The sequence below is a fragment of the Streptomyces sp. NPDC043867 genome (genome assembly GCF_056435845.1).
In genome coordinates this window covers 108057-132445 of record NZ_JBWKDS010000023.1, presented here as the reverse complement: position 1 = coordinate 132445, position 24389 = coordinate 108057, and the positions used below count along the sequence as shown (strand labels likewise).

Below are 24389 nucleotides of genomic sequence, written 5' to 3'. Positions count from 1 at the left end.
TCCCCCGAAGTTCCCCCATCACAGGGAGTCTAGGGATGTCGAACATCGTGGGGAACTATTTCAGTAGGAGCCCCCTGACCGAAAGTCGGGCCATGTGAAGACTGCCCGGGTGCGGCTTGTCCGTTTCCGTTGACGGGGTGGAAACCGGCCCGGAGAGTGGTAATCCCCCGCGAGGGGGGACATCCGCGGTGCATCGCCGCGACGCGGGCCGGGGGGCTGACGATGGGTATGGAGAGCGCGGAGCACCACAGGAACGTGCCCTGGGGGGATGTACTACTGGCCGCGATCGCCGCCGTGGGCTGGGCTTTGATCGGAATGGCGGGCACGGCCGCGCTGGGACTGCACCTGCTTCAGGCGGACTCGGCCGGCTCGCTCGGTCCGATGACCGCGGCGGTCGTGGTGCTCGGGGCGGGCGGTTCGGTGACGCCGTCCGGGGATGTGTCGGCCTTCGGCCTCACAGGGGCGGAGGCCACGACCGCCATCGAGATCACGCCACTGGGCGTGAGCCTCGTGGGCGCGCTGCTGCTCTCCTGGTTCTTCCTGCGTTCCCTGCGCGGGGCGCAGGTTGTGCTCCCGGCGTCCGAACTGGCGGCCCGCGCGGGCGCCGTGGTCGTGCTGTTCGTGGCCACGCTGGGCGGGCTCGCCCGGGCCGGTCACGACGTCATCACGATCGACGGCGGGGAACTCGGTCTCGACAAGATGCCGGGCGGCGGCCTCGACGACCTCACGGACAAACTCCCCGGCGGGCTGGGGGACATCGGCGGACTGCTGCCCGACCGGGTCGGCGACCTGGTGGACGCGAAGGCGGCCGTCGGCTTCACCGTCGACACGGCGCCCACCCTCCTCGGCGGCGCCGCCTGGACCGCAGGAGTCCTGCTGATCGCGCTGCTCGCGTCGCGCCGCACTCCCCTGCCGCGCGGCTGGGACGCCGTGCACCGGGTGGTACGCCCGGCCACGTCCGCGCTGGTGACGGTGTTGCTGGTGGCGGTCGCCGCGGGGCTCGCGGCGGCGGCGTACGCGATGGTCGGTGACGACCACCCGAAGCGGATCGCGGGTGCCGCGCTGCTCGGCGCGCCCAACGGGGTGTGGCTGGGCGTTCCGCTCGGCCTCCTCGTGCCCTGGGACGGACAGGCCACGGGAGAACTCACCAAGGTGCTGCCCGCCCCCCTCGACGAGTTGCTGAGCATCAGTGCCGACGAGCCCGTCACGCTCGGCAGGATGGCCGAACTGGACGGCAGAGTATGGCTGTTGGGGGTCGCGGCCGCACTGATGATGCTGTTCGCGGGAGTACTGGCGGCGGCGCGTACGCCGGGGGTACGGGATCGGAGCGGCGCCCGCTCGGGAGAACAGGGAGCGCCGGCGGGCCTACGGGGTCCGGGCGCCCTCGGCTTCGCGGGGCGCTGTGCACTGCCGCTCGGGATCGTGACGGCGGTGGCGCTTCCGCTGCTGGCCCGGCTGACGGACGTGTCGGTGGACGCCTCGCTGTCGGTCCTCGGATTCGACGCGTTCGGCGCCGGGACAGAACTGCACGGGCACGCGGTGGCGGCGTTGCTGCTCGGTGCCGCGTGGGGTGCGGGGGCGGGAGCCGGCGGGGCGCTGCTCGCGTACGCGACGGGGGCCGCGGGGCGGCGGGCCGCGCCCTTGGCGCTTGCGGCGGCACGGGGTGACGCGGGCATCGCGGTGACGGGGGAGCGTCCGGCGTTCCCGGAGCACTCCCCGCAGCAGGTCCCGGAGCCGGGGCCCTATCACCCGGGTGCGCCGTTCCGGCCGTCGAACCCCGACACCAATCCCTATCTGCGGGTACCGGACGAGCTGCGCGAGCCGCAGGACGCGCACCCGGCCGAGGGCACGGGACCGCCCGGCGGGGACTCCGGACCTCCGGGTGGCGGGCGGGCGGCCGGGGACCGCGGACGACCGGGAGCCTCACGGCAGAGCGGATCCCACGGCGAGGGCGGAGCCGGCCGCCAGGGCGGGGCCCGGGCGGGGCAGAGACCCGCACCGGACCCCGGGTCGGGAGAACGGCCGCCCCGGGACCCCGGGGCGGGAGAGCGACCCCCGGCTCGGGCCGGACGACGGCACGGTCCGCAGCCGTACGGTTCCGCCCCCGAGCGGGAGGGACGGTCGCCCGAGGACGTGTACGGAGCGCCCACGGTGATCAGGCCGGTCACGCCACCGCCGCGGGCACCCTGGCAGCGGCCTCCGTCGCGGGGCGGAGGTCTGATGCCGCCTCCGCCTCCACTCCCGCCGCCGCCCCCGGGGAAGGGGCCGCCTCCTCCGCCGCAGGAACGCCGGGACTAGAGCCTCCTCCCACGACGAAGGCGACGCCCCCCGGGGATCTGCATCGCGCGGGGCGTGCCGACCGGGCACGGGACGCCCGGCACGGGGCACCGGTCACCGGTCACCGGTAATGGGCACCGGTCACCGGCGAGCAAGGCCGGGGTCGTCCGCGCGCCACGTACTGTTCGCTGTCCGCCAGACGGACCTCGGCGGCGAAAGGCACTGCGTGCCGGATACGGTGGGACCACCATGAGCGCTTCGCAGACCTCTGACGTCCCCACCCTCCTCGTCAAGATCTTCGGCAAGGACCGGCCCGGCATCACCGCCGGCCTCTTCGACACCCTCGCCGCCTACTCCGTCGACGTGGTCGACATCGAGCAGGTCGTCACCCGTGGCCGGATCGTCCTGTGCGCGCTCGTGACCGAGCCGCCCGCCGGGCTGGAGGGTGATCTGCGGTCCACCGTCCACAGCTGGGCGGAGTCCATGAAGATGCAGGCCGAGATCATCTCCGGGCTCGGCGACAACCGGCCCCGCGGCCTCGGACGCTCGCTCGTCACCGTCCTCGGGCGTCCGCTCACCGCGGAGTCGACGGCCGCGATCGCCGCCCGGATCACCGACACCGGCGGCAACATCGACAGGATCTTCCGGCTCGCCAAGTACCCCGTGACCGCGGTCGAGTTCGCGGTGTCGGGTACGGAGACCGAGACACTGCGGACCGCGCTGGCGACCAAGGCGGCGGCGCTCGGCGTCGACGTCGCGGTGGTCTCGGCGGGACTGCACCGGCGCGCCCAGCGGCTCGTGGTCATGGACGTCGACTCGACCCTCATCCAGGACGAGGTGATCGAGCTCTTCGCCGCGCACGCCGGCTGCGAGAAGGAGGTCGCCGAGGTGACCGAGGCCGCGATGCGCGGCGAGCTGGACTTCGAGCAGTCCCTGCACGCGCGTGTGGCCCTGCTGGCGGGGCTGGACGCCTCGGTGGTGGACAAGGTGCGCAGCGAGGTGCGGCTGACGCCGGGCGCGCGCACCCTCATCCGTACGCTCAAGCGGCTCGGTTTCCAGGTCGGGGTCGTCTCGGGCGGGTTCACCCAGGTCACGGATGACCTGAAGGAGCGGCTCGGCCTCGACTTCGCGCAGGCCAACACGCTGGAGATCGTCGACGGGAAGCTGACGGGCAGGGTCACCGGCGAGATCGTGGACCGAGCGGGCAAGGCGCGGCTGCTGCGCCGGTTCGCCGCCGAGGCGGGGGTGCCGCTGGGCCAGACGGTGGCGATCGGTGACGGCGCCAACGACCTCGACATGCTGAACGCGGCGGGACTCGGGGTCGCGTTCAACGCCAAGCCGGTCGTCCGCGAGGCGGCGCACACGGCGGTGAACTTCCCGTTCCTCGACACGGTGCTCTATCTGCTGGGGGTCACCCGCGAAGAGGTCGAGGCCGCGGACACCAACGACGACGACTCGCTCTGAGCCCCGCTCTCACGCCGGCCCGCCCTCCGGGTGCCTGGCGCGCGGACGGGAGCCATGGCGGCCGCCCGTCCGCGTGGTGGCGGGTTACTCCGACGGGGCCCAGTAGTCGACCAGGGTGGCCACGCCGGGCTCCAGGGTCTTCCAGGGGCCGGTGAAGGTGAGTACGGCGAAGGCGGCGGTCGGGAAGCCGCGGCTGCCCATGCGGGTCCGGACGTCGCCCTCGGACTGGCCGGCGAGGATGTCGGCGAGGCCCTGCACGCCGGGGTTGTGACCGATCAGGACCACGTCCTGCACGTCGTCGGGTGTCTCGTTCAGCACGGCGATCAGCTCACCGGGCGAGGCCTCGTAGACCCGCTCCTCGTAGACCGTCTTCGGCCGGTGCGGCAGCTCGTGGACGGCGAGCTTCCAGGTCTCGCGGGTCCGGGTCGCCGTGGAGCAGATGGCAAGGCCGAGGGGGATGCCCGCGTCGGACAGCTTGCGTCCGGCGACGGCGGCGTCCGTGCGGCCCCGGTCGGCGAGCGGCCGCTCGTGGTCGGAGATCTGCGGCCAGTCGGCTTTCGCATGCCGGAAGAGGACGATCCTGCGGGATTCTGCGACGCTCATGCGTCCCAGCTTCGCACGAAACACGCCACGGGGCGCAGGGAGTTGAGCCGCTCCCACGGCAGGGTGTCGGCCCCTCCCCGACGGGTCCCGGCCGCACTGCTGCCGCACCCGGGCCGGGAGGCGGACAGCCGACGCGTGCCCGTCCATACTTCCCGAGAAGCGCGCGCCGCGCCTGCCGGGGAGGCCGCCCGCCGGTCGGGGCACACGCCTGTCTGCCGGGGTGGCCGTCCGGCGCGGGGCTAGGGCCTGTCGTTTGGATCAGGCTGGCTGTGACCGACGGTTCGTCCTGACCGGCCCGAGCGGGGTCTGGCGCGTACAGCTGCAAGGCGGAGGAGGGAGTCGACGCGGAGCGTCGGCGACCGACGACAACGCCGCAGATGTGCGTGCCAGACCCCGCGACGCCGGCATGATCCAAACGACAGGCCCTAGCGGAGGACCGCCTGCTGGAAACGCTCGACGACGTGGGCGAGGGCGGGGCCACCGGCCGCGGCGTGCGCGTCGGACGGGTTGACCATCAGCGCCAGCAGCGCGACGAAGGCCAGGACCGGAAGCGTGAGGGCCCACCAGGGCAGTCGGATGTCGACGCCGCCCGTGGTCACCGGGTGGGTCCGGGGGTGCGTGGGGGCCGGCATGACGCCTCCGTGGTCCTCGAGTGTCCGTGGGCCGCGTCCTCGCGACCACACCTCGAAGCTACGGAATCCGGGGCCCGCGCCCCATCCGGCGATCCACCCACTTCACCCTGACACTCGCCCCCTAGGGGACGGTGGGGCTACCCCCAGCACCGTCGGCGGACGAAGCGGTCAAGGGGAGGCGATCGACGCGATGACGCTGATGATCACGGTGATGGCCAGCATCGCGCCGAGCACGAGCAGCAGCTTCTTCTGGCCGTTCTGGGGGTTCGGATCGAGCACAGGCATGCGGCCAGTCTCGCACCTGCCACGCCCGTCCCCGCCCATGGGGTCGCCCCCTGCCCCTGAGGGGTCAGCGCCGGGCCTCGTCCTCCACGATGCGGTTGCGGCCCGCCAGGATGCCCACGGCGATCTGCGGGACCATCAGCCCCGCCATCAGCGCGATCGGCAGGCCCCAGCCGCCGCTGTGCTGGTAGAGCACGCCCACCAGGAGCGGGCCGGGGATCGAGATGAGGTAGCCGGTGCTCTGGGCGAAGGCGGACAGCTTGGCGACGCCCGCGCCGGTCCTGGCCCGCATACCGACCATGGTGAGGGCCAGCGGGAAGGAGCAGTTGGCGACCCCGAGCAGCACCGCCCACGCCCAGGCGCCGGCGGCCGGGGCCAGCCACAGGCCCGCGTACCCGGCGAGACCGCTGATCCCGAGGGCGATCACGATCGGCCCCTGGTTCGGCAGCCGGGTGGCGAGGCGCGGGATGACGAACGCCAGCGGCACGCCCATCACCATGGTGACCGCGAGCAGCACGCCCGCGGTGCCGGCCGGCACTCCGGCGTCGCGGAAGATCTGCGCCATCCAGCCCATGGTGACGTACGCGGCGGTGGCCTGGAGGCCGAAGAAGACGGCGAGCGCCCAGGCGGTACGGCTGCGGGTGATCCGCAGCCCCTCCGCCGCCCCGCGTTCGACGGCGGCCGCGGAGACCGCCTCGCCGGGGCCCGCCGCACGTCCGGAGGCGCCGGCCGCGGAGGCCTTCGCGCCGCTCACCGGGGAGGCCGTGATGCCGCCGGCCACGGAAGGGGGCTCTCCGACGACCGCGGAAGCCCTAGGGCCTGTCGTTTGGATCAGGCTGGCTGTGACCGACGGTTCGTCCTGACCGACCCGAGCGGGATCTGGCGCGTGCAGCTGCAAGGCGGAGGAGGGAGTCGACGCGGAGCGTCGGCGACCGACGACAACGCCGCAGATGTGCGTGCCAGACCCCGCGACGCCGGCATGATCCAAACGACAGGCCCTAACTCCCCCTGCCGGGGAGGCCTGCTCGCCCCCGGCCGCGGACGCCCCCGCCCGGCCGGCCGTCGGCACTCCCCCGGCGCCCGTCGTCCCGGAACCGGCCCCCCGCGCGCGCAGCAGCGGGATCCAGGGCAGTACGGCGGCGGCCGCGAGGGCCGCCCAGACGGTGAGCCCGGACCGCCAGCTGCCGCCCAGCGCGTCGGTCATGGGCACGGTGACCGCCGCGGCGGACGAGGTGCCGAGCGCGAGCGCCATCGAGTACAGGCCGGTCATGGAACCCACGCGGTCCGGGAACCAGCGCTTGACGATCACCGGCATCAGGACGTTGCTGACGGCGATGCCCATGAGCGCGAGAGCGCTGCCCGCCAGGAAGCCCGCCGTGCCGCCCGCGTACGGCCGGACGGCCAGGCCCACGGCGATGGCGGCCATTCCCGCGCAGACGACCGCGCCCGGACCGAAGCGGCGGGCCAGGCGCGGTGCCATGACTCCGAAGACGGCGAAGCAGAGCGGCGGCACGGAGGTGAGCAGACCGGCGACGCCGGCGCTCATCCCGAGTCCGTCGCGCACCTCTTCGAGGAGGGCGCCCAGGCTGGTGATGGCCGGCCGCAGATTGAGGGCGGTGAGGACGATGCCGACGACCACCAGCCGCGTCATCCACGCGCGCGGGGCGGGCACCTCGCTGCCGGCCCCGGGGACCGCGGCGGACGCCGGATCCTCCGGCCCGGGGCGTGTGGACGACGGATCCTCGGGGCCGGTGCCCCCGGAATCGCGTATCGCCCGGGGCGTCGTCGTCCGCGTCTGCTCGCTTGTCATGACGCCATCATAGAATCATGGGATGATTGGTTGTCCACTCCCGCTCGCGTCCGCCCGCCTGCGTTACTCTCCGGAGCCTGCGGCCCCGCAGGAAGGCCCGTACGAAGGACCGTCATGCCGCTGAGCCACCCCCGCCGTTCCGCGCTGTCCGAGCAGGTCATCGCCGAGCTGCGGAACCAGATCACCTCGGGTGAGTGGCCCGTCGGCTCCCGCATCCCCACCGAGCCGGAGCTGGTCGAGCAGCTGGGCGTGGCCCGCAACACGGTCCGGGAGGCCGTCCGGGCGCTCGCGCACAACGGGCTGCTGGACATCCGCCAGGGTTCGGGCACCTACGTCGTGGCGACCAGTGAGCTGGCGGGCGTCATGCACCGGCGCTTCGCGGACGCCGACCCGCGGCATGTCGCGGAGCTGCGCTCCACGCTGGAGTCCAGTGCCGCCCGGCTGGCCGCCGAGCGGCGCACCGAGCGCGATCTCAAGCAGCTCCACGCCCTGCTCGTGCGCCGCGAGGAGGCCTGGGAGTCCGGCGACGCGGAGTCCTTCGTGACGGCCGACGCGACCTTCCACCTCGCGGTGGTGGCCACGTCGCACAACGAGGTCATGACCGGGATGTACGCGGACCTGGGCGAGGTCATGCGCGACTGGCTGCGCGAGGACGTCGGCGAGAGGCTGACGCCGGAGACGTACATGGACCACACCCGGCTCCTCGACGCGATCCGGGCGGGCGACGCGGCGACGGCCGGGACGGAGGCCGCGGGCTACCCGTTCCAGTGCCGCCCGGGCAGGTTCAGGGACCCGGACGTCACCACCGGCGGCTGACGGGCACCGTCATTTCTCGTGACTGACCCACGCCGAGCGGATCTCCTTCCAGCAGCGCCCGGTCAGCCGTACGGTCTCGGCGGGCCCGGCGGCGACCGGAGTGCCGTCGCTGTCGATGTCCCACCAGCGGTCGCACTCGACGTGCAGCCTGACCCGGTCCGTCTCGGGATACGGGTTGTGGCAGTAGGCGGTCACCCGGGAGCCCAGCACGTGGGTGCGGCACGAGGACCCGAAGGGTCTTTCGTCGGGCACGCGCGCGTGGAGGCCCCTTCCGGGCGGGTGCGGGGAGTGCGAGGCCGCGTCGTCGGGCAGGGCGACGGGGAGAACCAGCGCGGCCAGTACCGGGGCGAATCGGTGGAAAAGGCGCACAAGGGGGACCTCCTCGGCCGAGCACGGGAGGAAAACGCGTCCGGAGTGCTGGGTGAACGCGTACTCCATAGTGCCTGGTCACCGGCGTCCGCCGCCCGGCCGGTGGGGCCGAACGGGTGACGCCCCGCTCCCCGCACCTGCGGGAAACGGGGCGTCACCTGTTCGGACCAGGCCTTCGATCCGGCCGGGGGAGCGGGCGGTCAGGCGCCGATCGCGTGCAGGCCGCCGTCGACGTGGATGATCTCGCCGGTGGTCTTCGGGAACCAGTCGCTCAGCAGGGCGACGATGCCGCGGCCGGCCGGCTCCGGGTCCTTCAGGTCCCACTCCAGGGGCGCGCGGGAGTCCCACACCGCGGCAAGCTCGCTGAAGCCCGGGATGGACTTCGCGGCCATCGAGCCGATCGGGCCCGCGGAGACGAGGTTGCAGCGGATGTTCTGCTTGCCCAGGTCACGCGCCATGTAGCGGCTGGTGGCCTCCAGGGCGGCCTTCGCCGGGCCCATCCAGTCGTACTGCGGCCAGGCGTACTGCGCGTCGAAGGTGAGGCCGACGACGGAGCCGCCGCTCTGCATCAGCGGCAGGCACGCCATGGTCAGCGACTTCAGGGAGTACGCCGAGACGTGCATCGCCGTGGCGACCGACTCGAACGGGGTGTTGAGGAAGTTGCCGCCGAGCGCGTCCTGCGGCGCGAAGCCGATGGAGTGCACGACGCCGTCGAGCCCGCCCAGCTCCTCGCCGACGATGCCGGCCAGGCGCCCCAGGTGCTCGTCGTTGGTGACGTCGAGCTCGATGACCTTGGTGGGCTTGGGCAGCTTCCTGGCGATGCGCTCGGTCAGCGTGGGCCGCGGGAACGCGGTCAGGATGATCTCGGCGCCCTGCTCCTGGGCCAGCTTCGCGGCGTGGAACGCGATGGAGGACTCCATCAGCACACCGGTGATGAGGACGCGCTTGCCCTCGAGAATTCCGCTCATGGTGATCAGTGACCCATTCCCAGTCCGCCGTCAACCGGGATGACGGCTCCAGTGATGTACGAGGCGTCGTCGGACGCGAGGAACCGCACCGCCGCGGCGATCTCCTCCGGCCGCGCGTAGCGGTTGAGGGGCACCTGCTTGACGATGCCCTCGCGCTGCTCGTCGGTGAGCACCTTGGTCATGTCGGTGTCCACGAAGCCGGGCGCGACGACGTTGAAGGTGATGTTGCGCGAACCCAGCTCACGGGCGAGGGAACGCGCGAAGCCGACCAGGCCGGCCTTGGAGGCGGCGTAGTTCGCCTGGCCGGGGCCGCCGTACAGGCCGACGACGGACGAGATCAGGACGACCCGGCCCTTCTTGGCCCGCAGCATGCCGCGGTTGGCGCGCTTGACGACACGGAAGGTGCCGGTGAGGTTGGTGTCGAGGACGGAGGTGAAGTCCTCCTCCGACATGCGCATCAGGAGCTGGTCCTTGGTGATGCCCGCGTTGGCGATGAGGACCTCGACCGGACCGTGCTCGGCCTCGATCTCCTTGTAGGCCTGCTCCACCTGCTCGGTGTCGGTGATGTCGCACTTGACGGCGAGGCAGCCCAGCTCCGTGAGGGCGGCCGGCGGCTCGCCGGAACGGTATGTGATGGCGACCTTGTCGCCGGCCTCGGCGAACGCGCGGGCGATGGCGAGGCCGATGCCCCGGTTGCCTCCGGTGACGAGAACCGAGCGGCTCAACGGATCACCCTTTCGATAGCGGTCTGACTCGTCCGCCCGGACAGCTGGATCGACAGGCGGCTTTCTCGAAAACCTATCGGTCCGGGCCCGCCGACGGACAATCGGGCACCGACAGTGGCGTAGGGGGACTCACTGTCGGGTCTCTACAGAAAGTCATGGTCGCGGGCCGGAAACCTGTGGTCCGCGGGCGCGATGGGCGACATGATCGGAGCGACCGCAGAGCACGGCGGCCACCGTCACGTCCACAGAAAGAGACCCAGGTGCCTCATTCCATCGACGAAGCCTTCACGGCACTACCTCTGCGCGCCCTCGCCGACGCCGCGCTCGCCCGCGCGCGGGCGCTCGGCGCCGTGCACGCCGACTTCCGTTTCGAACGGGTGCGCAGCGCGTCCTGGCGGCTGCGGGACGCCAAGCCGGCGGGGTCGTCGGACACCACCGACCTGGGGTACGCGGTGCGGGTGGTGCACGGCGGCACGTGGGGATTCGCGTCGGGCGTGGACCTGACGATGGACGCCGCCGCGAAGGTGGCCTCGCGGGCCGTCGCGATGGCGAAGCTGTCGGCGCGGGTGATCGAGGCGGCCGGTTCCGACGAGAGGGTGGAGCTCGCGGACGAGCCGGTGCACGCCGACCGGACCTGGGTCTCCGCGTACGAGATCGATCCCTTCTCCGTACCTGACGAGGAGAAGTCCGGGCTGCTGGCGGACTGGAGCGCGCGGCTGCTGGCCGCCGACGGGGTCAGCCACGTCGACGCCTCCCTGCTGACCGTGCACGAGAACAAGTTCTACGCCGACACCGCGGGCACCGTGACCACCCAGCAGCGCGTGCGGCTGCACCCGCAGCTGACGGCCGTCGCCGTCGACGAGTCCACCGGCGAGTTCGACTCGATGCGCACGATCGCGCCACCGGTCGGGCGGGGCTGGGAGTACCTGACGGGCACCGGCTGGGACTGGGAGTCCGAACTCGCGCGCATTCCCGGCCTGCTCGCCGAGAAGATGCGGGCGCCTAGCGTCGAGGCGGGCGTGTACGACCTGGTCGTCGACCCGTCCAACCTGTGGCTGACCATCCACGAGTCGATCGGCCACGCCACCGAGCTGGACCGCGCGCTGGGTTACGAGGCGGCGTACGCGGGGACCTCTTTCGCGACCTTCGACCAGCTGGGCAAGCTGAAGTACGGCTCCGAGCTGATGAACGTCACCGGCGACCGGACCGCCGAGCACGGCCTCGCGACCATCGGGTACGACGACGAGGGCGTGGCCGGGCAGTCCTGGGACCTCGTCAAGGACGGCACGCTCGTCGGCTACCAGCTGGACCGGCGCATCGCGAAGCTGACCGGCTTCGACCGGTCGAACGGCTGTGCCTACGCCGACTCCCCCGGGCACGTGCCCGTGCAGCGCATGGCGAACGTGTCCCTCCAGCCGGATCCCGCCGGGCTGTCCACCGAGGACCTGATCGGCAGCGTCGACCGCGGGATCTACGTCGTCGGCGACCGTTCCTGGTCCATCGACATGCAGCGCTACAACTTCCAGTTCACCGGCCAGCGCTTCTTCCGGATCGAGAACGGCCGCCTGACGGGGCAGCTGCGGGACGTCGCGTACCAGGCGACGACCACCGACTTCTGGGGTTCGATGGCCGCGGTGGGCGGCCCCCAGACGTATGTGCTCGGGGGTGCCTTCAACTGCGGCAAGGCCCAGCCGGGCCAGGTCGCGGCGGTCTCGCACGGCTGCCCGTCCGCCCTTTTCAAGGGCGTGAACATTCTCAACACCACTCAGGAGGGGGGCCGATGACCTCGCGTACGAACGGTACGGACAAGCCGCACGAGATCATCGAGCGTGCTCTCTCCCTGTCCCGGGCCGACGGCTGCGTGGTGATCGCCGACGAGCAGTCGACCGCCAACCTGCGCTGGGCGGGCAACGCGCTGACCACGAACGGCGTGACCCGCGGGCGCACGCTGACCGTCATCGCCACCGTGGACGGCCGGGAGGGCACGGCGTCCGGCGTCGTCTCCCGCTCGGCGGTGACGCCCGACGAGCTGGAGCCGCTGGTGCGGGCCGCCGAGGCCGCCGCGCGCGGCGCCGGCCCCGCCGAGGACGCCCAGCCCCTCGTCGCGGGTGTCCCGGAGTCCCCGGACTTCACGGACGCGCCGGCCGAGACCTCCTCCGCCGTGTTCACGGACTTCGCGCCGGCGCTCGGCGAGTCGTTCGCCCGGGCCCGTGCGGGCGGCCGCGAGCTGTACGGCTTCGCCAACCACGAGTTCGTGTCCAGCTATCTGGGCACGTCGACGGGGCTGCGGCTGCGGCACGACCAGCCCAACGGGACGCTGGAGCTGAACGCCAAATCGCCGGACCGCACCCGCTCGGCGTGGGCGGGCCGCTCCACCCGGGACTTCAAGGACGTCGACCCGGCGGCGCTGGACGCGGAGCTGGCGACCCGGCTCGGCTGGGCGGAGCGGCACCTCGACCTGCCCGCCGGGCGGTACGAGACGCTGCTGCCGCCGACGGCCGCGGCGGACCTGCTGATCTACCTGATGTGGTCGGCGGCGGCCCGGGACGCGGCCGAGGGGCGGACGGTGTTCAGCAAGCCGGGCGGCGGCACCCGCGTCGGCGAGCGGCTCAGCGAGCTGCCGCTGACCCTGCGCAGCGACCCCTGCGAGCCGGGCCTCGAGAGCTCCCCGTTCGTGCTGACGCACTCCTCCGGGGACGACGCGTCGGTGTTCGACAACGGGCTGCCGCTCCGAGCCACCGAATGGATCGCCGACGGCCGGCTCCGGCATCTGTCGACGACCCGGCACAGCGCGGCCCTGACCGGTCTGCCGGTGGCCCCGTCGATCGGGAACCTGATCCTGGACGGGGGCGACGACCGCTCCCTCGAGGAGATGGTCGCGAGCACCGGCCGCGGCCTGCTGCTGACCTCCCTCTGGTACATCCGCGAGGTCGACCCGGCGACGCTGCTGCTCACGGGGCTGACCCGGGACGGGGTGTACCTGGTGGAGAACGGCGAGGTCGTCGGCGAGGTGAACAACTTCCGGTTCAACGAGTCGCCGGTCGGTCTGCTGGGCCGGGCCACGGAGGCGGGGCGCACGGAGAAGACGCTGCCCCGGGAGTGGAGCGACTGGTTCACCAGGGCCGCGGCGCCGGCGCTGCGGGTGCCCGACTTCAATATGAGCTCTGTCAGCCAGGGCGTATAACCTCGTAGCCGGCGGCTGCCCGGCTGCCCGACATCATCCCGAGGAGATACGAGAACCGTGACGGACATCGTCGACGAACTGAAGTGGCGCGGGCTGATCGCCCTCTCCACCGACGAGGACGCACTGCGCAAGGCGTTCGCGGACGGTCCTGTCACGTTCTATTGCGGCTTCGACCCGACCGCGCCCAGCCTGCACCTCGGCAACCTGGTGCAGATCCTGACGATGCGCCGCATCCAGCAGGCGGGCAACCGCCCGCTGGGCCTGGTCGGCGGGGCGACGGGACTGATCGGCGACCCGAAGCCGAACTCGGAGCGCACACTCAACGCTCCCGAGGTCGTCGCCCAGTGGGTGGAGCGGCTGCGCGCGCAGATCGCCCCCCTGCTGGACTTCGAGGGTCCGAACGCCGCGGTGATGGTGAACAACCTGGACTGGACCCAGGGCATGTCGGCCATCGAGTTCCTGCGCGACATGGGCAAGCACTTCCGGGTGAACAAGATGATCGCGAAGGAGGCCGTCTCGCGGCGGCTGAACTCCGACGCGGGCATCAGCTACACCGAGTTCAGCTACCAGATCCTCCAGGGCATGGACTTCCTGGAGCTCTACCGCAGGTACGGCTGCACGCTGCAGACCGGCGGCAGCGACCAGTGGGGCAACCTCACCTCGGGCACGGACCTGATCCACCGGGTCGAGCCGGCCGCCGTGGTGCACGCGCTGGGTACCCCGCTGATCACCAAGGCGGACGGCACCAAGTTCGGCAAGACGGAGTCCGGCACGGTCTGGCTCGACCCCGAGATGACGACGCCGTACGCCTTCTACCAGTTCTGGCTGAACGCGGACGACCGTGACGTCTCCAAGTTCCTGCGCATCTTCAGTTTCCGGTCCCGTGCGGAGATCGAGGAGCTGGAGCGGCAGACCGAGGAGCGGCCGCAGGCCCGTGCCGCCCAGCGCGCGCTGGCCGAGGAGCTGACCACGCTGGTGCACGGCGCGGGCCAGACGGCCGCCGTGGTCGCCGCTTCCCGGGCGCTGTTCGGCCAGGGAGAGCTCGGCGACCTCGACGAGCCGACGCTGCGGGCGGCCCTGTCCGAGGTGCCGCACATCCAGGTCCCCGCGCTCGGTCCCGTGGTGGACCTCCTCGCGGAGGTCGGTCTTGTGGCCAGCAAGTCGGCCGCGCGGCGCACGGTCAAGGAGGGCGGCGCGTACGTGAACAACTCGAAGGTCGCCGCCGAGGACGCGGTCCCCGCCAAGGAGGACCTGCTGCACGGCCGCTGGCTGGTGCTGCGCCGGGGCAAGAAGAACCTGGCGGCGGTAGAGGTCACGGGCGCCTGAGCGCGCCCTGGCGAGCCACGTCCACGCGACAGCGGGGCGGTTCCGTCACGGGACCGCCCCCGCTGTCCGTCCGTCCCGCGGGGGCGGCGCGTCGGATGTCTCAGGTGCGCTGCCGGCGGTTGCCCCGCAGAGACATGTAGGCCATGTCGCCGAAGAAGACGATGACGATCGCGGCGATGAGCTGGAGTGCGTGCCGGCCCCAGTCGATGCCGCTGGTCTCGTCGATGCCGACCGCCCGGGCGATGGCGTTGCCGACGACGGCCCCGAGGATGCCGAAGATCGTGGTCAGCCAGAGCGGACTGTGCTGCTTGCCCGGAATGATGGCCTTGGCCAGCAGACCCAGCACGAATCCCACGACGATGGCCCACAACCAGCCCATGGCTCTGCCTCCTAGTACGGCTCCACGTGAGCATTTCGGCCAGTCTCGGTCCGCGGGCCGTACGCCGCATGTCGGGCGAAGCCATACGCGGTACGGCGCAGTCCGTCCCCGGCCGGGCCGTGCCCCCGGTCTCCAGGACGGTCCGGACGCGGCGTACCGTGGAAGGCGTTCGGGCCCGGTCCTGACCGGGTCCGGGTGGTACGGACCGGGGAGCGTCCGACACAGGCAAGGCGGTGGAATGTGATGCGGAAGCAGAACAGTGGCCAGGTCTTCCGGATCACAGGAGCCAGGCAGGGACTCGACGAGGACGTCCGCGGGCGGCAGCGGCGCTACGTCATCTCGATGACCGTACGCACGATCGCGGTGATCCTCGCCGCCACCCTCTGGAACGTGGAACGGCACGTCGCGATCGTCGCCCTGGTGCTCGGGGGGCTTCTCCCCTACGTCGCGGTGGTGATCGCCAACGCGGGCCGGGAGAACGCGCCGTCGCTCCCGTCGACGTTCGTCACCGTCCCGGTGCGGCCGATGATCGCACCCCCGGCGGAGGGCCCCTCGGAACCCGTTCCGGAATCTGTGCCGGGGGACGCGCCGACGGATGCTGGGGCGGAATTCCGGGGCGAACCGCACGAGCGGACCTGACCGTCGCGGAGTAGCGGAATCCGGAGAGGGACCGGGCGCCGGGACGGTTACCAAGCTCAGGAAAAGCTCAGATCAATCATGGAGTTCAGGTGCCGGGCACCGGGTCCCCCGTGACATACTTCGTACGCGCTCCGCATCCCCCGTCGGAGCGACGGACCGACGCCGGGCAGCTCCCCCCGTGGCTGCTCGGCGTCGCCTTTGGGGGGCCGTTTAGGGTGAGGGCGTGAACCTCCCGCTCCCCGACTCCGCCCCCTCCGTACCGCAGTGCTCCGCCAAGGGCTGCCGCGCCGACGCCGTGTGGGTGCTCGCCTGGAACAACCCTAAGCTGCACACGCCCGAGCGCCGCAAGACATGGCTCGCGTGCGAGGAGCACCGGGAGCACCTGTCGCAGTTCCTGAGCGTGCGCGGCTTCCTGAAGGACGTGGTGCCGCTCGCCGAGTGGGAGACGGCGCAGGGCAGGTTGTAAGGGCTGTCCCGCAATTCCCGGCGGGCGCACGGCGACAGCTACGGCACCTCGCCGCGTTGTCGGATCGCCCGCATACACCCGGTATGAGGACGACCCTCCGCCTTGCGATGCACCGCATCTGACGCCGCGCGCTGGATCCACCGGGAATTGCGGGACAGCCCTCAGCCTCCGATCGCGGACATCGGGCGCTCCGGCTGAAGGAACGACGGGTCGTCGAGGCCCGATCCCGCCTTCTTGCCCCACATCGCGGCGCGCCAGACGCGGGCGATCTCCTCGTCGGGGGCGTCCGAGCGCAGGGCCGCCCGCAGGTCGGTCTCCTCGGTGGCGAACAGGCAGGTGCGGACCTGGCCGTCGGCCGTCAGCCGCGTACGGTCGCAGGCCGAGCAGAAGGGGCGGGTGACCGAGGCGATCACGCCGACCCGGTGCGGGCCGCCGTCGACGAGCCAGCGCTCCGCGGGGGCCGAGCCGCGCTCGCCGGCCTCCTCCTCGGTGAGTTCGAAGCGGGTGCGCAGCGAGGTGAGGATGTCCCCCGCGGTGACCATGCCCTCCCGCTTCCAGCCGTGCTGGGCGTCCAGGGGCATCTGCTCGATGAAGCGCAGCTCGTAGTCGTGCTCGACGGCCCAGGCGAGCAGGTCCGGGGCCTCGTCCTGGTTCAGCCCCGGCATCAGGACCGAGTTGACCTTGACGGGGGTCAGGCCGGCGTCGCGGGCGGCTTCGAGGCCTTCGAGGACGTCCTTGTGGCGGTCACGGCGGGTGAGCGTCTTGAAGACGTCGGGGCGCAGGGTGTCGAGGGAGACGTTGACCCGGTCCAGGCCGGCCGCTTTCAGGGCGGTCGCGGTGCGCTTGAGCCCGATGCCGTTGGTCGTCAGGGACATCTGGGGGCGCGGCTCGAGGGCCGCGACGCGCTCCACGATGCCGACCAGGCCGGGCCGGAGCAGGGGTTCGCCGCCGGTGAAGCGGACCTCGGTGATCCCGAGTTGGCCGACCGCGATCCCGATCAGGCGGACGATCTCGTCGTCCGTGAGGAGGTCGGGCTTGGCCAGCCACTGCAGGCCTTCTTCGGGCATGCAGTACGTGCAGCGGAGATTGCAGCGGTCGGTCAGCGAGACGCGCAGGTCGGTGGCCACTCGGCCATAGGTGTCGATGAGCACGTGGGCCCCCTCCCTCGATCCGGATAACAACGTCGGACAGCTCCGAGCCTACGCGACGGCACCGACAACGGTGGGGGCCCGATCCCACGAGGTACGGCGCGGCCCCGTCGTAGAGACCTACCAGTGGTGATCCACCAGGTGTCCACGACGGGGCCGTCGGGCGTGCGGCTCAGTGCGCTCCGGTGCCCGTGAGGGAGCGGACCTCCAGCTCGGCGTACTTGCCGGCGTCGGGCTCCTCCTTGGACACGAGCGTGCCGATCCAGCCCAGCAGGAAGCCGACCGGGATGGAGATGATGCCGGGGTTCTCCAGCGGGAACCAGTGGAAGTCGACGTCGGGGAACATCGAGGTGGGCTTGCCGGAGACGACCGGCGAGAACAGCACCAGGCCGACGGCGGTGACGAGGCCGCCGTAGATCGACCAGAGGGCTCCCTGGGTCGTGAAGCGCTTCCAGAAGAGGCTGTAGAGGATCGTCGGCAGGTTGGCGGAGGCGGCGACCGCGAAGGCGAGGGCGACCAGGCCGGCCACGTTCAGGTCGCGGGCGAGGGCGCCGAGGCCGATCGACACCACACCGATGGCGATCGTGGCGTAGCGGGCGGCCCTGACCTCCTCCTTCTCGGTGGCGTTGCCTTTCCTGATCACGTTCGCGTAGATGTCGTGGGCGAACGAGGAGGACGAGGCCAGCGTCAGTCCGGCGACGACCGCGAGGATGGTGGCGAAGGCGACCGCCGAGATGGTGGCGAGCAGGATCGCGCCCCAGGTCGAGTCCACGCCGCCCAGGTGCAGCGCGAGCAGCGGGGCGGCCGTGTTGCCGGCCTTGTTGGAGGCGATGATCTCCTCCGGCTTGATGAGCGCGGCGGCGCCGAAGCCGAGGGCGATGGTCATCAGGTAGAAGCCGCCGATGATGCCGATGGCCCAGTTCACGGACTTCCGCGCGGCCTTGGAGTTCGGCACCGTGTAGAAGCGGATCAGGATGTGCGGCAGGCCGGCGGTGCCGAGGACCAGCGCGATGCCCAGGGAGATGAAGTCCACCTTGGAGGTCGAGGTCGCGCCGTACTTGAGGCCGGGTTCAAGGAACGACTTGCCCTTGCCGCTGTTGTCGGCCGCGGAGCCGAGCAGGTCGGAGATGTTGAAGTGGAACTTCAGCATCACCAGGAAGGTGATCAGGATGGTGCCGCTGATGAGCAGCACCGCCTTGATCATCTGCACCCAGGTGGTGCCCTTCATGCCGCCGATCGTGACGTAGACGATCATCAGGACGCCGACGAGGGCGACGATGGCGACCTTTCCGCCGTCGCTGGTGATGCCGAGGAGCAGCGACACCAGGACGCCCGCGCCCGCCATCTGCGCCAGCAGGTAGAAGATCGAGACGACGATCGTGGAGGTGCCGGCCGCCGTCCGCACCGGGCGCTGGCGCATCCGGTAGGCGAGGACGTCGCCCATCGTGTAGCGGCCGGAGTTGCGCAGCGGCTCGGCGACCAGGAGCAGCGCCACCAGCCACGCCACCAGGAAGCCGATGGAGTAGAGGAAGCCGTCGTAGCCGAAGAGGGCGATGGCGCCGGCGATGCCGAGGAAGGACGCGGCGGACATGTAGTCGCCGGAGACGGCGAGTCCGTTCTGGAAGGCGCTGAACTGGCGTCCGCCCGCGTAGAAGTCGGCGGCGCTCTTGGTCTGGCGGCCGGCCCAGACGGTGATGACGAGGGTGGCCACGACGAACACGGCGAACAGGGAGATGATCAGCGGCCGGTGCTCGCTCGCCTCGCCCGCCGCGAGCTGGACCTGGGTGATCGCGGGGCTCATGCGCCGCCCTCCATCCGGGACTTGATCGCCTCGGCCTTGGGGTCGAGCTGGGCGGCGGCGTGCCGCGAGTACCACCAGGCGATGAGGAACGTGGTGAGGAACTGGGCGAGGCCGAGCACCAGGGCGACGTTGATGTTGCCGAAGAGCTGGGTGCCCATGAAGTCGCCCGCGTAGTTCGAGAGCAGGACGTACAGCAGGTACCAGGAGATGAAGCCGATGGTCAGCGGGAAGGCGAAGGACCGGTGCGAGTGGCGCAGTTCACCGAACTCCGCACTCTGCTGGACCTCGACGAACTCCTCGGTGGAGGGGAGCGGGGGTTGGGATTTCGAGGGGGGCGGTGCGTCGGTGGCCACGGAGTCTCCTCGTGGTGCGGTTGCGACGATGGACGGTTTCGCCGAGGGGGACGGGGACGGACTGGGCACGGACATGGGCGACTTGACCTCATTGTGACGTGGATCACGTGGACCGGGAGGTGATGTTAGGGCCCCCGGGCGTGATCCGACAGGGGCTCGATCGTGCTCGTGCGCCCTGCTCAAGGTCACGGCGCCACGCGTGGACCGGTTCAACTCACCTGAGTACTTTCGGAAGTCGTCGCCGGATTTCATTGCTGGCCAGCTGGGGCGGGGGATAGCTTCGCCCTGCACGCCCGTCATGTACCTGCCCGAGCACCACCTGTGTTCGGGCAGTGCCCGTTTCCGGATGATGTGGAGATCCCATGGCTCATCTGCCTTCCAGACGCCGTCTCGCGCTCGCCGTGCCCGCCGCGCTGGCCCTCACCGCCTCCCTCGGCCTGCTGCCGGGTGTCGCGGCGGCCGCCCCCGGCAGCGCCGCCGCCTCCGCCTCCGCCTCGACGACCGCGGACGGCCCGAAGCTGGCGTACGTCGTCAACACCAGGACGGACCACCGCACGCTCGCGTCCGTGCGGCGGGCGATAGCCGAGGCCGACGGGACCGTCGTCGCCGCGTACGAGAAGATCGGCGTGTTCGTCGTCCAGTCGGCCGACCCGGACTTCGGCAAGCAGCTCCGTGCGGTGCGCGGCGTGCAGTCCGCCGGTGCCACCCGCACCGCGCCGCTGACCGCGGCGGGCACCACGGACGAAGGCGCCGCACAGTACCTGACGGCGGCTCAGGCGGCGAAGGCCGAGGCGGGCAGCACCGCTTCGGGCGAGGAGCCCCTCGAGGCCGACCAGTGGGACCTGCGGGCGATAGGCGCCGACAAGGCCGCCAAGATCAACCCCGGCAGCAGGAACGTGACCGTCGCCGTGATCGACACCGGCGTCGACGACACCCACCCGGACCTGGCCCCCAACTTCTCGGCCTCCCAGTCCGCGAACTGTGTCGGCGGCAAGGCGGACACCTCGCCGGGCGCCTGGCGTCCCGCGAACGCCGACCACTACCACGGCACGCACGTGGCGGGTGAGATAGCCGCGGCCCGCAACGGCATCGGCGTCGCCGGTGTCGCCCCGGGCGTGAAGGTCGCCGGCATCAAGGTGGCCGACCCGGTCAGCGAGCTGTTCTACCCGGAGGCCGTCGTCTGCGCCTTCGTCTTCGCCGCCGACCACGGCGTCGAGGTCACCAACAACAGCTACTACGTGGACCCGTGGCTCTACAACTGCATGGACGACCCCGACCAGCGGGCGATCGTCGACGCGGTGAACCGGGCCCAGCTGTACGCCCAGCAGAAGGGCACCCTGAACCTGGCCTCGGCGGGCAACTCCAACGACGACCTCGACGCGGACGCTCTCGTCGATGACTCCAGCCCCGACGACTCGACCCCGGTCCCCCGGACGATCGACCCGCACGAGTGCTTCGACGTGCCGACCCAGCTCCCGGGCGTCGTCACGGTCAGCGCGACCGGCGTCAAGGGTGCCAAGTCGTACTACTCCACCTACGGCGACGGTGTCATCGACATCGCGGCGCCCGGTGGCGACAAGTACCAGATCCCGGACACCCCGTCGAAGAACGGCCGGATCCTCTCCACGATGCCGAACAACCAGTACGGCTTCCTCCAGGGCACGTCGATGGCCTCGCCGCACGCCGCGGGTGTGGCCGCGCTCCTGAAGTCCGCGCACCCGCACGCGACTCCGGCCCAGCTCCAGGCGCTGCTCAAGGCGCAGGCCGACAACCCGGGCTGCCCGGCGGAGCCGTACGACGGCGACGGCGACGGTGTCGTGGACGCCACCTGCGAGGGCGGCAAGCGTGTGAACGGCTTCTACGGCTTCGGCGTCGTCAACGCGCTGCGGGCGGTCAAGTAGCCCCGGACGTCGGGCTCCTGCCCCGGACCTCCGACCTGTGAGCTTTCCGCACGGCTCGTACAGCTCGTACCGTTGAACGAACTGGAGACACCATGACAGCGCCTCAGTCGCGCTCGCGTCGCGCGATAGCCGTCCCCCTCGGGATGGCCATGGCGACGGCTCTCGCCTTCCTGCCGAACGTCAGCGCGTCCGCGGCGGACACCGCCGCGCCGCGCGCCGCGGCAGCGGACGCGACCTCGCTCAGCTATGTCGTCAACGTCCGCCCCGGGCACGGCCCTTCGGCGCACGTGAAGAAGGCCATCGCCGAGGCCGGCGGCACGATCGTGACGTCGTACGACCGGATCGGCGTGATCGTCGTCCACTCGTCGAACGCCGGCTTCGCCGCCACCGTCCGCACCGTACGCGGTGTGCAGTCGGCCGGCGCCACGCGCACCGCGCCGCTGCCCGCCCAGTCGACCACCGACGTGGGCACGCCCAAGGCGCTCAGCGCGAAGGACGTCGCCGGCGTCCAGGCGGCCGCCGGGCAGGACCCGTTGGAGCCGTTGCAGTGGGACCTGCCCGCCATCAAGGCGGACAAGGCGCACGAGAAGACGCTCGGCAGCCGGAAGGTCACGGTCGCCGTGATCGACACCGGCGTCGACGACTCCCACCCCGACATCGCCCCGAACTTCGACCGCGACGCCTCGGTCAACTGCGTGACGGGCAAGCCGGACACCACCGACGGGGCGTGGCGGCCGAGCGCCGAGGAGAGCCCGCACGGCACGCATGTCGCGGGTGAGATCGCGGGCGCCAAGAACGGCGTCGGCATCACCGGTGTCGCCCCGGGCGTGAAGGTCGCCGGCATCAAGGTGTCCACCACGGCCGGGTTCTTCTACACGGAGGCCGTGGTCTGCGGCTTCGTGTGGGCCGCGGAGCACGGCGTCGACGTGACCAACAACAGCTATTACACCGACCCCTGGTACTTCAACTGCAAGGACGACCCGGACCAGCGGGCCCTGGTCGACGCGATCACGCGCGCCTCGCGCTACGCGGAGAACAAGGGCGCGGTCAACGTCGCGGCGGCGGGCAACGAGAACTACGACCTGGCCGCGAACGAGATCACGGACCCGTCGTCCCCGAACGACACGACGCCGGGCGACCGGGTGATCGACCCGTCCGAGTGCTACGACATCCCCACGCAGCTGCCGGGTGTGGTCACCGTGGCGTCGACGGGTGCGAAGGGCATCAAGTCGTCCTTCTCCAATCACGGCCTGGGCGTCATCGACATCGCCGCGCCCGGCGGCGACTCGACGCGCTACCAGACCCCGGCCCCGCCCGCCACGAGCGGCCTGATCCTCGGCCCGCTGCCCGGCGGCGGCTGGGGCTACATGGCCGGTACGTCGATGGCGTCCCCGCACGTCGCGGGTGTCGCCGCGCTGATCAAGTCGACGCACCCGCACGCCTCCGCCGCCCTGGTGAAGGCGCTGCTGTACGCCGAGGCCGACGCCACGCCGTGCACCGACCCGTACGACATCGACGGTGACGGCAAGATCGACGCCGTCTGCGAGGGCACGAAGAACCGCAACGGCTTCTACGGCTGGGGCACCGCGGACGCGCTGGACGCGGTGACGAAGTAGCGGTGACGTAGTAGCGGCGACGTGGTCGGGACCACGCACCCGCAAAGGGGCCGGACGGCAGCACGCCGTCCGGCCCTTCGCCGTCCCCCGTCACGCCGCTCCCCGGGAGTCCCGTCCCAAGTACCCGGCCCGGTCGGCATGTTGATTCCGTACATCCGGCACAGTGCCGTCATGACGCACGCACCGGTGAATGTCGCCTGGGAGGCGCTGGGCGGCGACCCCGCACTCCTCTCCCGTCTCTCGGCCGTCGTACGGGACGGCGCGCTCGACGCCCGGCTGCCCGTACGGGAGGTGGCACGCGGCTGTGTGGGCGCCTGCGCGCTGGCGGCCGCCGAGCTGGCCGCCCGCCGCACCGGGCGGGCGATGCCCGCGGCCGAGGTCGACGACGGGGCCGTCGCCACGGCCTTCGTCAGCGAGCGGCACCTGCGCGTCGGCGGGCGGGCGCCGGTGAGCTTCGCGCCGCTGTCCCGGTTCTGGCGGACCGCGGACGGATGGGTGCGGACACACGCGAACTATCCGCATCACCGGGCACGGCTGTCGGTCGCGCTCGGCCTGCCCCCGGACCCCGCGGCGGAGACGGTCGCCGCCGCCCTGGCGGAACGGTCCGCGGGCGAGGTGGAGGAGTCCGTGTACGCGGCCGGGGGCCTCGCCGTCGCCCTGCGCACGGCGCGGGAGTGGGCGGCGCACGAGCAGGGTGCCGCCGTCGCGGGCATGCCCCTGGTCGCCCGGGAGCGGCTGGACGAGGGGCCACCGCGGACCTTCACGGACCTCGCCGGTGACCCCCTGCGGCCGGCCGCGGGCGTCCGTGTCCTGGACCTGACCAGGGTCATCGCAGGTCCCGTGGCCACCCGCACCCTCGCCCTCCTCGGCGCCGACGTGCTGCGGGTGGACCCACCGCGGCTGCCGGAACTCCCCGACCAGCACGCCGACACCGGCTTCGGGAAGCGCTCCGCCACGCTCGACCTGACGACTGACAGGCGTGCCCTGGAGGAGCTGCTCGACGCGGCCGACGTCGTCGTCACCGGCTACCGGCCCGGTGCCCTGGACCGGTTCGGGCTCGGTCCCCGGGCCCTGGCCGAGCGGCGGCCGGGTCTGGTGGTCGCGCAGCTGTCGGCCTGGGGGGACGGGGGGCCGTGGGCCGGGCGGCGCGGCTTCGACAGCCTGGTGCAGGCCGCCACCGGGATCGCGGTGGCCGAGGGCTCGGACGAGCGGCCCGGCGCCCTGCCGGCGCAGGCCCTCGACCACGGCACCGGCTATCTGCTGGCGGCGGCCGTGCTGCGGTCGCTGACCGAGCAGTCGCGCGAGGGCGGGACCCGGCTCGTACGGCTGTCGCTGGCCCGGACGGCGCAATGGCTGACGAACGGGCCGGCAGGAGTCCGGGACGACCGGCAGACGAACGGGCCGGTACGGGAGACCGGGCGCCGGACGAACGGGCCGGTCCCGGGCGACCGGCCGTCGGACGCCCCGTACGAGCGGGCGGACCGCTGGCTCACCGGGACGGACAGCCCGCTGGGGCCGCTGCGCCATGCCCGGTCGCCGGTCTCCTTCGACGGGGGACCGCGCGACTGGCTGCGGCCGCCGGGGCACTGGGGCGCAGATCCGGCGCGCTGGTGGTGAGCGGCGGCGTGGG

The 24389-nt window shown here is 72.0% G+C and carries 22 protein-coding genes; 11 read left to right on the top strand and 11 right to left on the bottom strand.

Annotation, left to right across the window (positions count from 1 at the left end; genetic code table 11):
- Positions 1-222 precede the first annotated feature (222 nt).
- Together AC069T_RS23170 and serB are read left to right on the top strand one after the other, a co-directional pair.
- On the top strand, positions 223-2298 hold the full coding sequence (locus AC069T_RS23170; protein ID WP_478784540.1) for a streptophobe family protein: 2076 nt from the start codon (positions 223-225) through the stop codon (positions 2296-2298).
- Positions 2299-2526: 228 nt separating this feature from the next.
- A complete protein-coding gene (gene serB / locus AC069T_RS23165) occupies positions 2527-3741 on the top strand; it encodes a phosphoserine phosphatase SerB (RefSeq protein WP_478784539.1) in 1215 nt (404 codons plus the stop codon).
- A gap of 84 nt (positions 3742-3825) precedes the next feature.
- On the opposite strand, the gene AC069T_RS23160 is transcribed toward serB, so the two are convergent.
- The 4 genes from AC069T_RS23160 to AC069T_RS23145 form a co-directional block, all read right to left on the bottom strand.
- Positions 3826-4344, bottom strand: coding sequence for a SixA phosphatase family protein (locus AC069T_RS23160; RefSeq protein WP_478784538.1), 519 nt, complete (start codon positions 4342-4344; stop codon positions 3826-3828).
- A gap of 425 nt (positions 4345-4769) precedes the next feature.
- The gene (locus tag AC069T_RS23155; RefSeq protein ID WP_478784537.1) at positions 4770-4976 is read right to left on the bottom strand and encodes a hypothetical protein; all 207 of its coding nucleotides are present in this window, start codon (positions 4974-4976) and stop codon (positions 4770-4772) included.
- A gap of 168 nt (positions 4977-5144) precedes the next feature.
- Positions 5145-5261, bottom strand: a complete 117-nt coding sequence (locus AC069T_RS23150; RefSeq protein ID WP_478784536.1) for an SGM_5486 family transporter-associated protein — start codon at positions 5259-5261, stop codon at positions 5145-5147.
- A 64-nt stretch (positions 5262-5325) separates the two neighbouring features.
- Positions 5326-7068 (bottom strand): CynX/NimT family MFS transporter, encoded by a 1743-nt coding sequence (locus AC069T_RS23145; protein ID WP_478784535.1) that lies wholly within the window; start codon positions 7066-7068, stop codon positions 5326-5328.
- Between the two features lie 114 nt (positions 7069-7182).
- On the opposite strand from AC069T_RS23145, the gene AC069T_RS23140 reads away from it, so the two are divergent.
- Positions 7183-7884: a FadR/GntR family transcriptional regulator gene (locus AC069T_RS23140; RefSeq protein WP_478784534.1), complete on the top strand. Its 702-nt coding sequence runs from the start codon at positions 7183-7185 to the stop codon at positions 7882-7884.
- Between the two features lie 9 nt (positions 7885-7893).
- Here the strand turns inward: AC069T_RS23140 and AC069T_RS23135 are convergent, their stop codons facing one another.
- The 3 genes from AC069T_RS23135 to fabG form a co-directional block, all read right to left on the bottom strand.
- A complete protein-coding gene (locus AC069T_RS23135; protein ID WP_478784533.1) occupies positions 7894-8253 on the bottom strand; it encodes a hypothetical protein in 360 nt (119 codons plus the stop codon).
- 200 nt (positions 8254-8453) lie between these two features.
- Positions 8454-9221: an enoyl-ACP reductase FabI gene (fabI, locus tag AC069T_RS23130; RefSeq protein ID WP_358853434.1), complete on the bottom strand. Its 768-nt coding sequence runs from the start codon at positions 9219-9221 to the stop codon at positions 8454-8456.
- A gap of 5 nt (positions 9222-9226) precedes the next feature.
- A complete protein-coding gene (gene fabG, locus AC069T_RS23125) occupies positions 9227-9946 on the bottom strand; it encodes a 3-oxoacyl-[acyl-carrier-protein] reductase (RefSeq protein ID WP_358853433.1) in 720 nt (239 codons plus the stop codon).
- A gap of 260 nt (positions 9947-10206) precedes the next feature.
- On the opposite strand from fabG, the gene AC069T_RS23120 reads away from it, so the two are divergent.
- Genes AC069T_RS23120 through tyrS form a run of 3 tightly spaced genes read left to right on the top strand, consistent with a single transcriptional unit; the run spans position 10207 to position 14456 of the window.
- Positions 10207-11730, top strand: coding sequence for a TldD/PmbA family protein (locus AC069T_RS23120; RefSeq protein WP_478784532.1), 1524 nt, complete (start codon positions 10207-10209; stop codon positions 11728-11730).
- Complete coding sequence (locus tag AC069T_RS23115) at positions 11727-13130, top strand: metallopeptidase TldD-related protein (RefSeq protein ID WP_478784531.1); 1404 nt, start codon at positions 11727-11729, stop codon at positions 13128-13130. The genes AC069T_RS23120 and AC069T_RS23115 overlap by 4 nt, the downstream gene beginning before the upstream one ends.
- Positions 13131-13187: 57 nt before the next feature.
- On the top strand, positions 13188-14456 hold the full coding sequence (gene tyrS / locus AC069T_RS23110; protein WP_478784530.1) for a tyrosine--tRNA ligase: 1269 nt from the start codon (positions 13188-13190) through the stop codon (positions 14454-14456).
- 100 nt (positions 14457-14556) lie between these two features.
- On the opposite strand, the gene AC069T_RS23105 is transcribed toward tyrS, so the two are convergent.
- Positions 14557-14835, bottom strand: a complete 279-nt coding sequence (locus AC069T_RS23105) for a GlsB/YeaQ/YmgE family stress response membrane protein (protein WP_478784529.1) — start codon at positions 14833-14835, stop codon at positions 14557-14559.
- A 243-nt stretch (positions 14836-15078) separates the two neighbouring features.
- Here AC069T_RS23105 and AC069T_RS23100 point away from each other — a divergent pair, with 243 nt between their 5' ends.
- Together AC069T_RS23100 and AC069T_RS23095 are read left to right on the top strand one after the other, a co-directional pair.
- Complete coding sequence (locus AC069T_RS23100; RefSeq protein ID WP_478784528.1) at positions 15079-15474, top strand: DUF3099 domain-containing protein; 396 nt, start codon at positions 15079-15081, stop codon at positions 15472-15474.
- A 223-nt stretch (positions 15475-15697) separates the two neighbouring features.
- A complete protein-coding gene (locus AC069T_RS23095; protein WP_478784527.1) occupies positions 15698-15940 on the top strand; it encodes a hypothetical protein in 243 nt (80 codons plus the stop codon).
- Between the two features lie 161 nt (positions 15941-16101).
- Here AC069T_RS23095 and moaA read toward each other — a convergent pair whose 3' ends face one another.
- From moaA to AC069T_RS23080, 3 genes are all read right to left on the bottom strand, one after another.
- Positions 16102-17091, bottom strand: coding sequence for a GTP 3',8-cyclase MoaA (gene moaA / locus AC069T_RS23090; protein WP_478784526.1), 990 nt, complete (start codon positions 17089-17091; stop codon positions 16102-16104).
- 169 nt (positions 17092-17260) lie between these two features.
- Positions 17261-18889 (bottom strand): solute symporter family protein, encoded by a 1629-nt coding sequence (locus AC069T_RS23085; RefSeq protein ID WP_478784525.1) that lies wholly within the window; start codon positions 18887-18889, stop codon positions 17261-17263.
- Positions 18886-19242 carry a DUF485 domain-containing protein gene (locus AC069T_RS23080; protein ID WP_478784524.1) on the bottom strand — a complete coding sequence of 119 codons (357 nt, stop codon included), beginning with the start codon at positions 19240-19242 and terminating at the stop codon, positions 18886-18888. The genes AC069T_RS23085 and AC069T_RS23080 overlap by 4 nt, the downstream gene beginning before the upstream one ends.
- A gap of 362 nt (positions 19243-19604) precedes the next feature.
- Between AC069T_RS23080 and AC069T_RS23075 the strand changes: the two genes are divergently transcribed.
- The 3 genes from AC069T_RS23075 to AC069T_RS23065 all read left to right on the top strand — a co-directional run bounded on the left by AC069T_RS23075 (position 19605) and on the right by AC069T_RS23065 (position 24376).
- On the top strand, positions 19605-21143 hold the full coding sequence (locus AC069T_RS23075) for a S8 family serine peptidase (protein WP_478784523.1): 1539 nt from the start codon (positions 19605-19607) through the stop codon (positions 21141-21143).
- A gap of 92 nt (positions 21144-21235) precedes the next feature.
- A complete protein-coding gene (locus AC069T_RS23070) occupies positions 21236-22759 on the top strand; it encodes a S8 family peptidase (protein ID WP_478784522.1) in 1524 nt (507 codons plus the stop codon).
- A 171-nt stretch (positions 22760-22930) separates the two neighbouring features.
- Positions 22931-24376 (top strand): CoA transferase, encoded by a 1446-nt coding sequence (locus tag AC069T_RS23065; protein WP_478784521.1) that lies wholly within the window; start codon positions 22931-22933, stop codon positions 24374-24376.
- Positions 24377-24389: the final 13 nt, after the last annotated feature.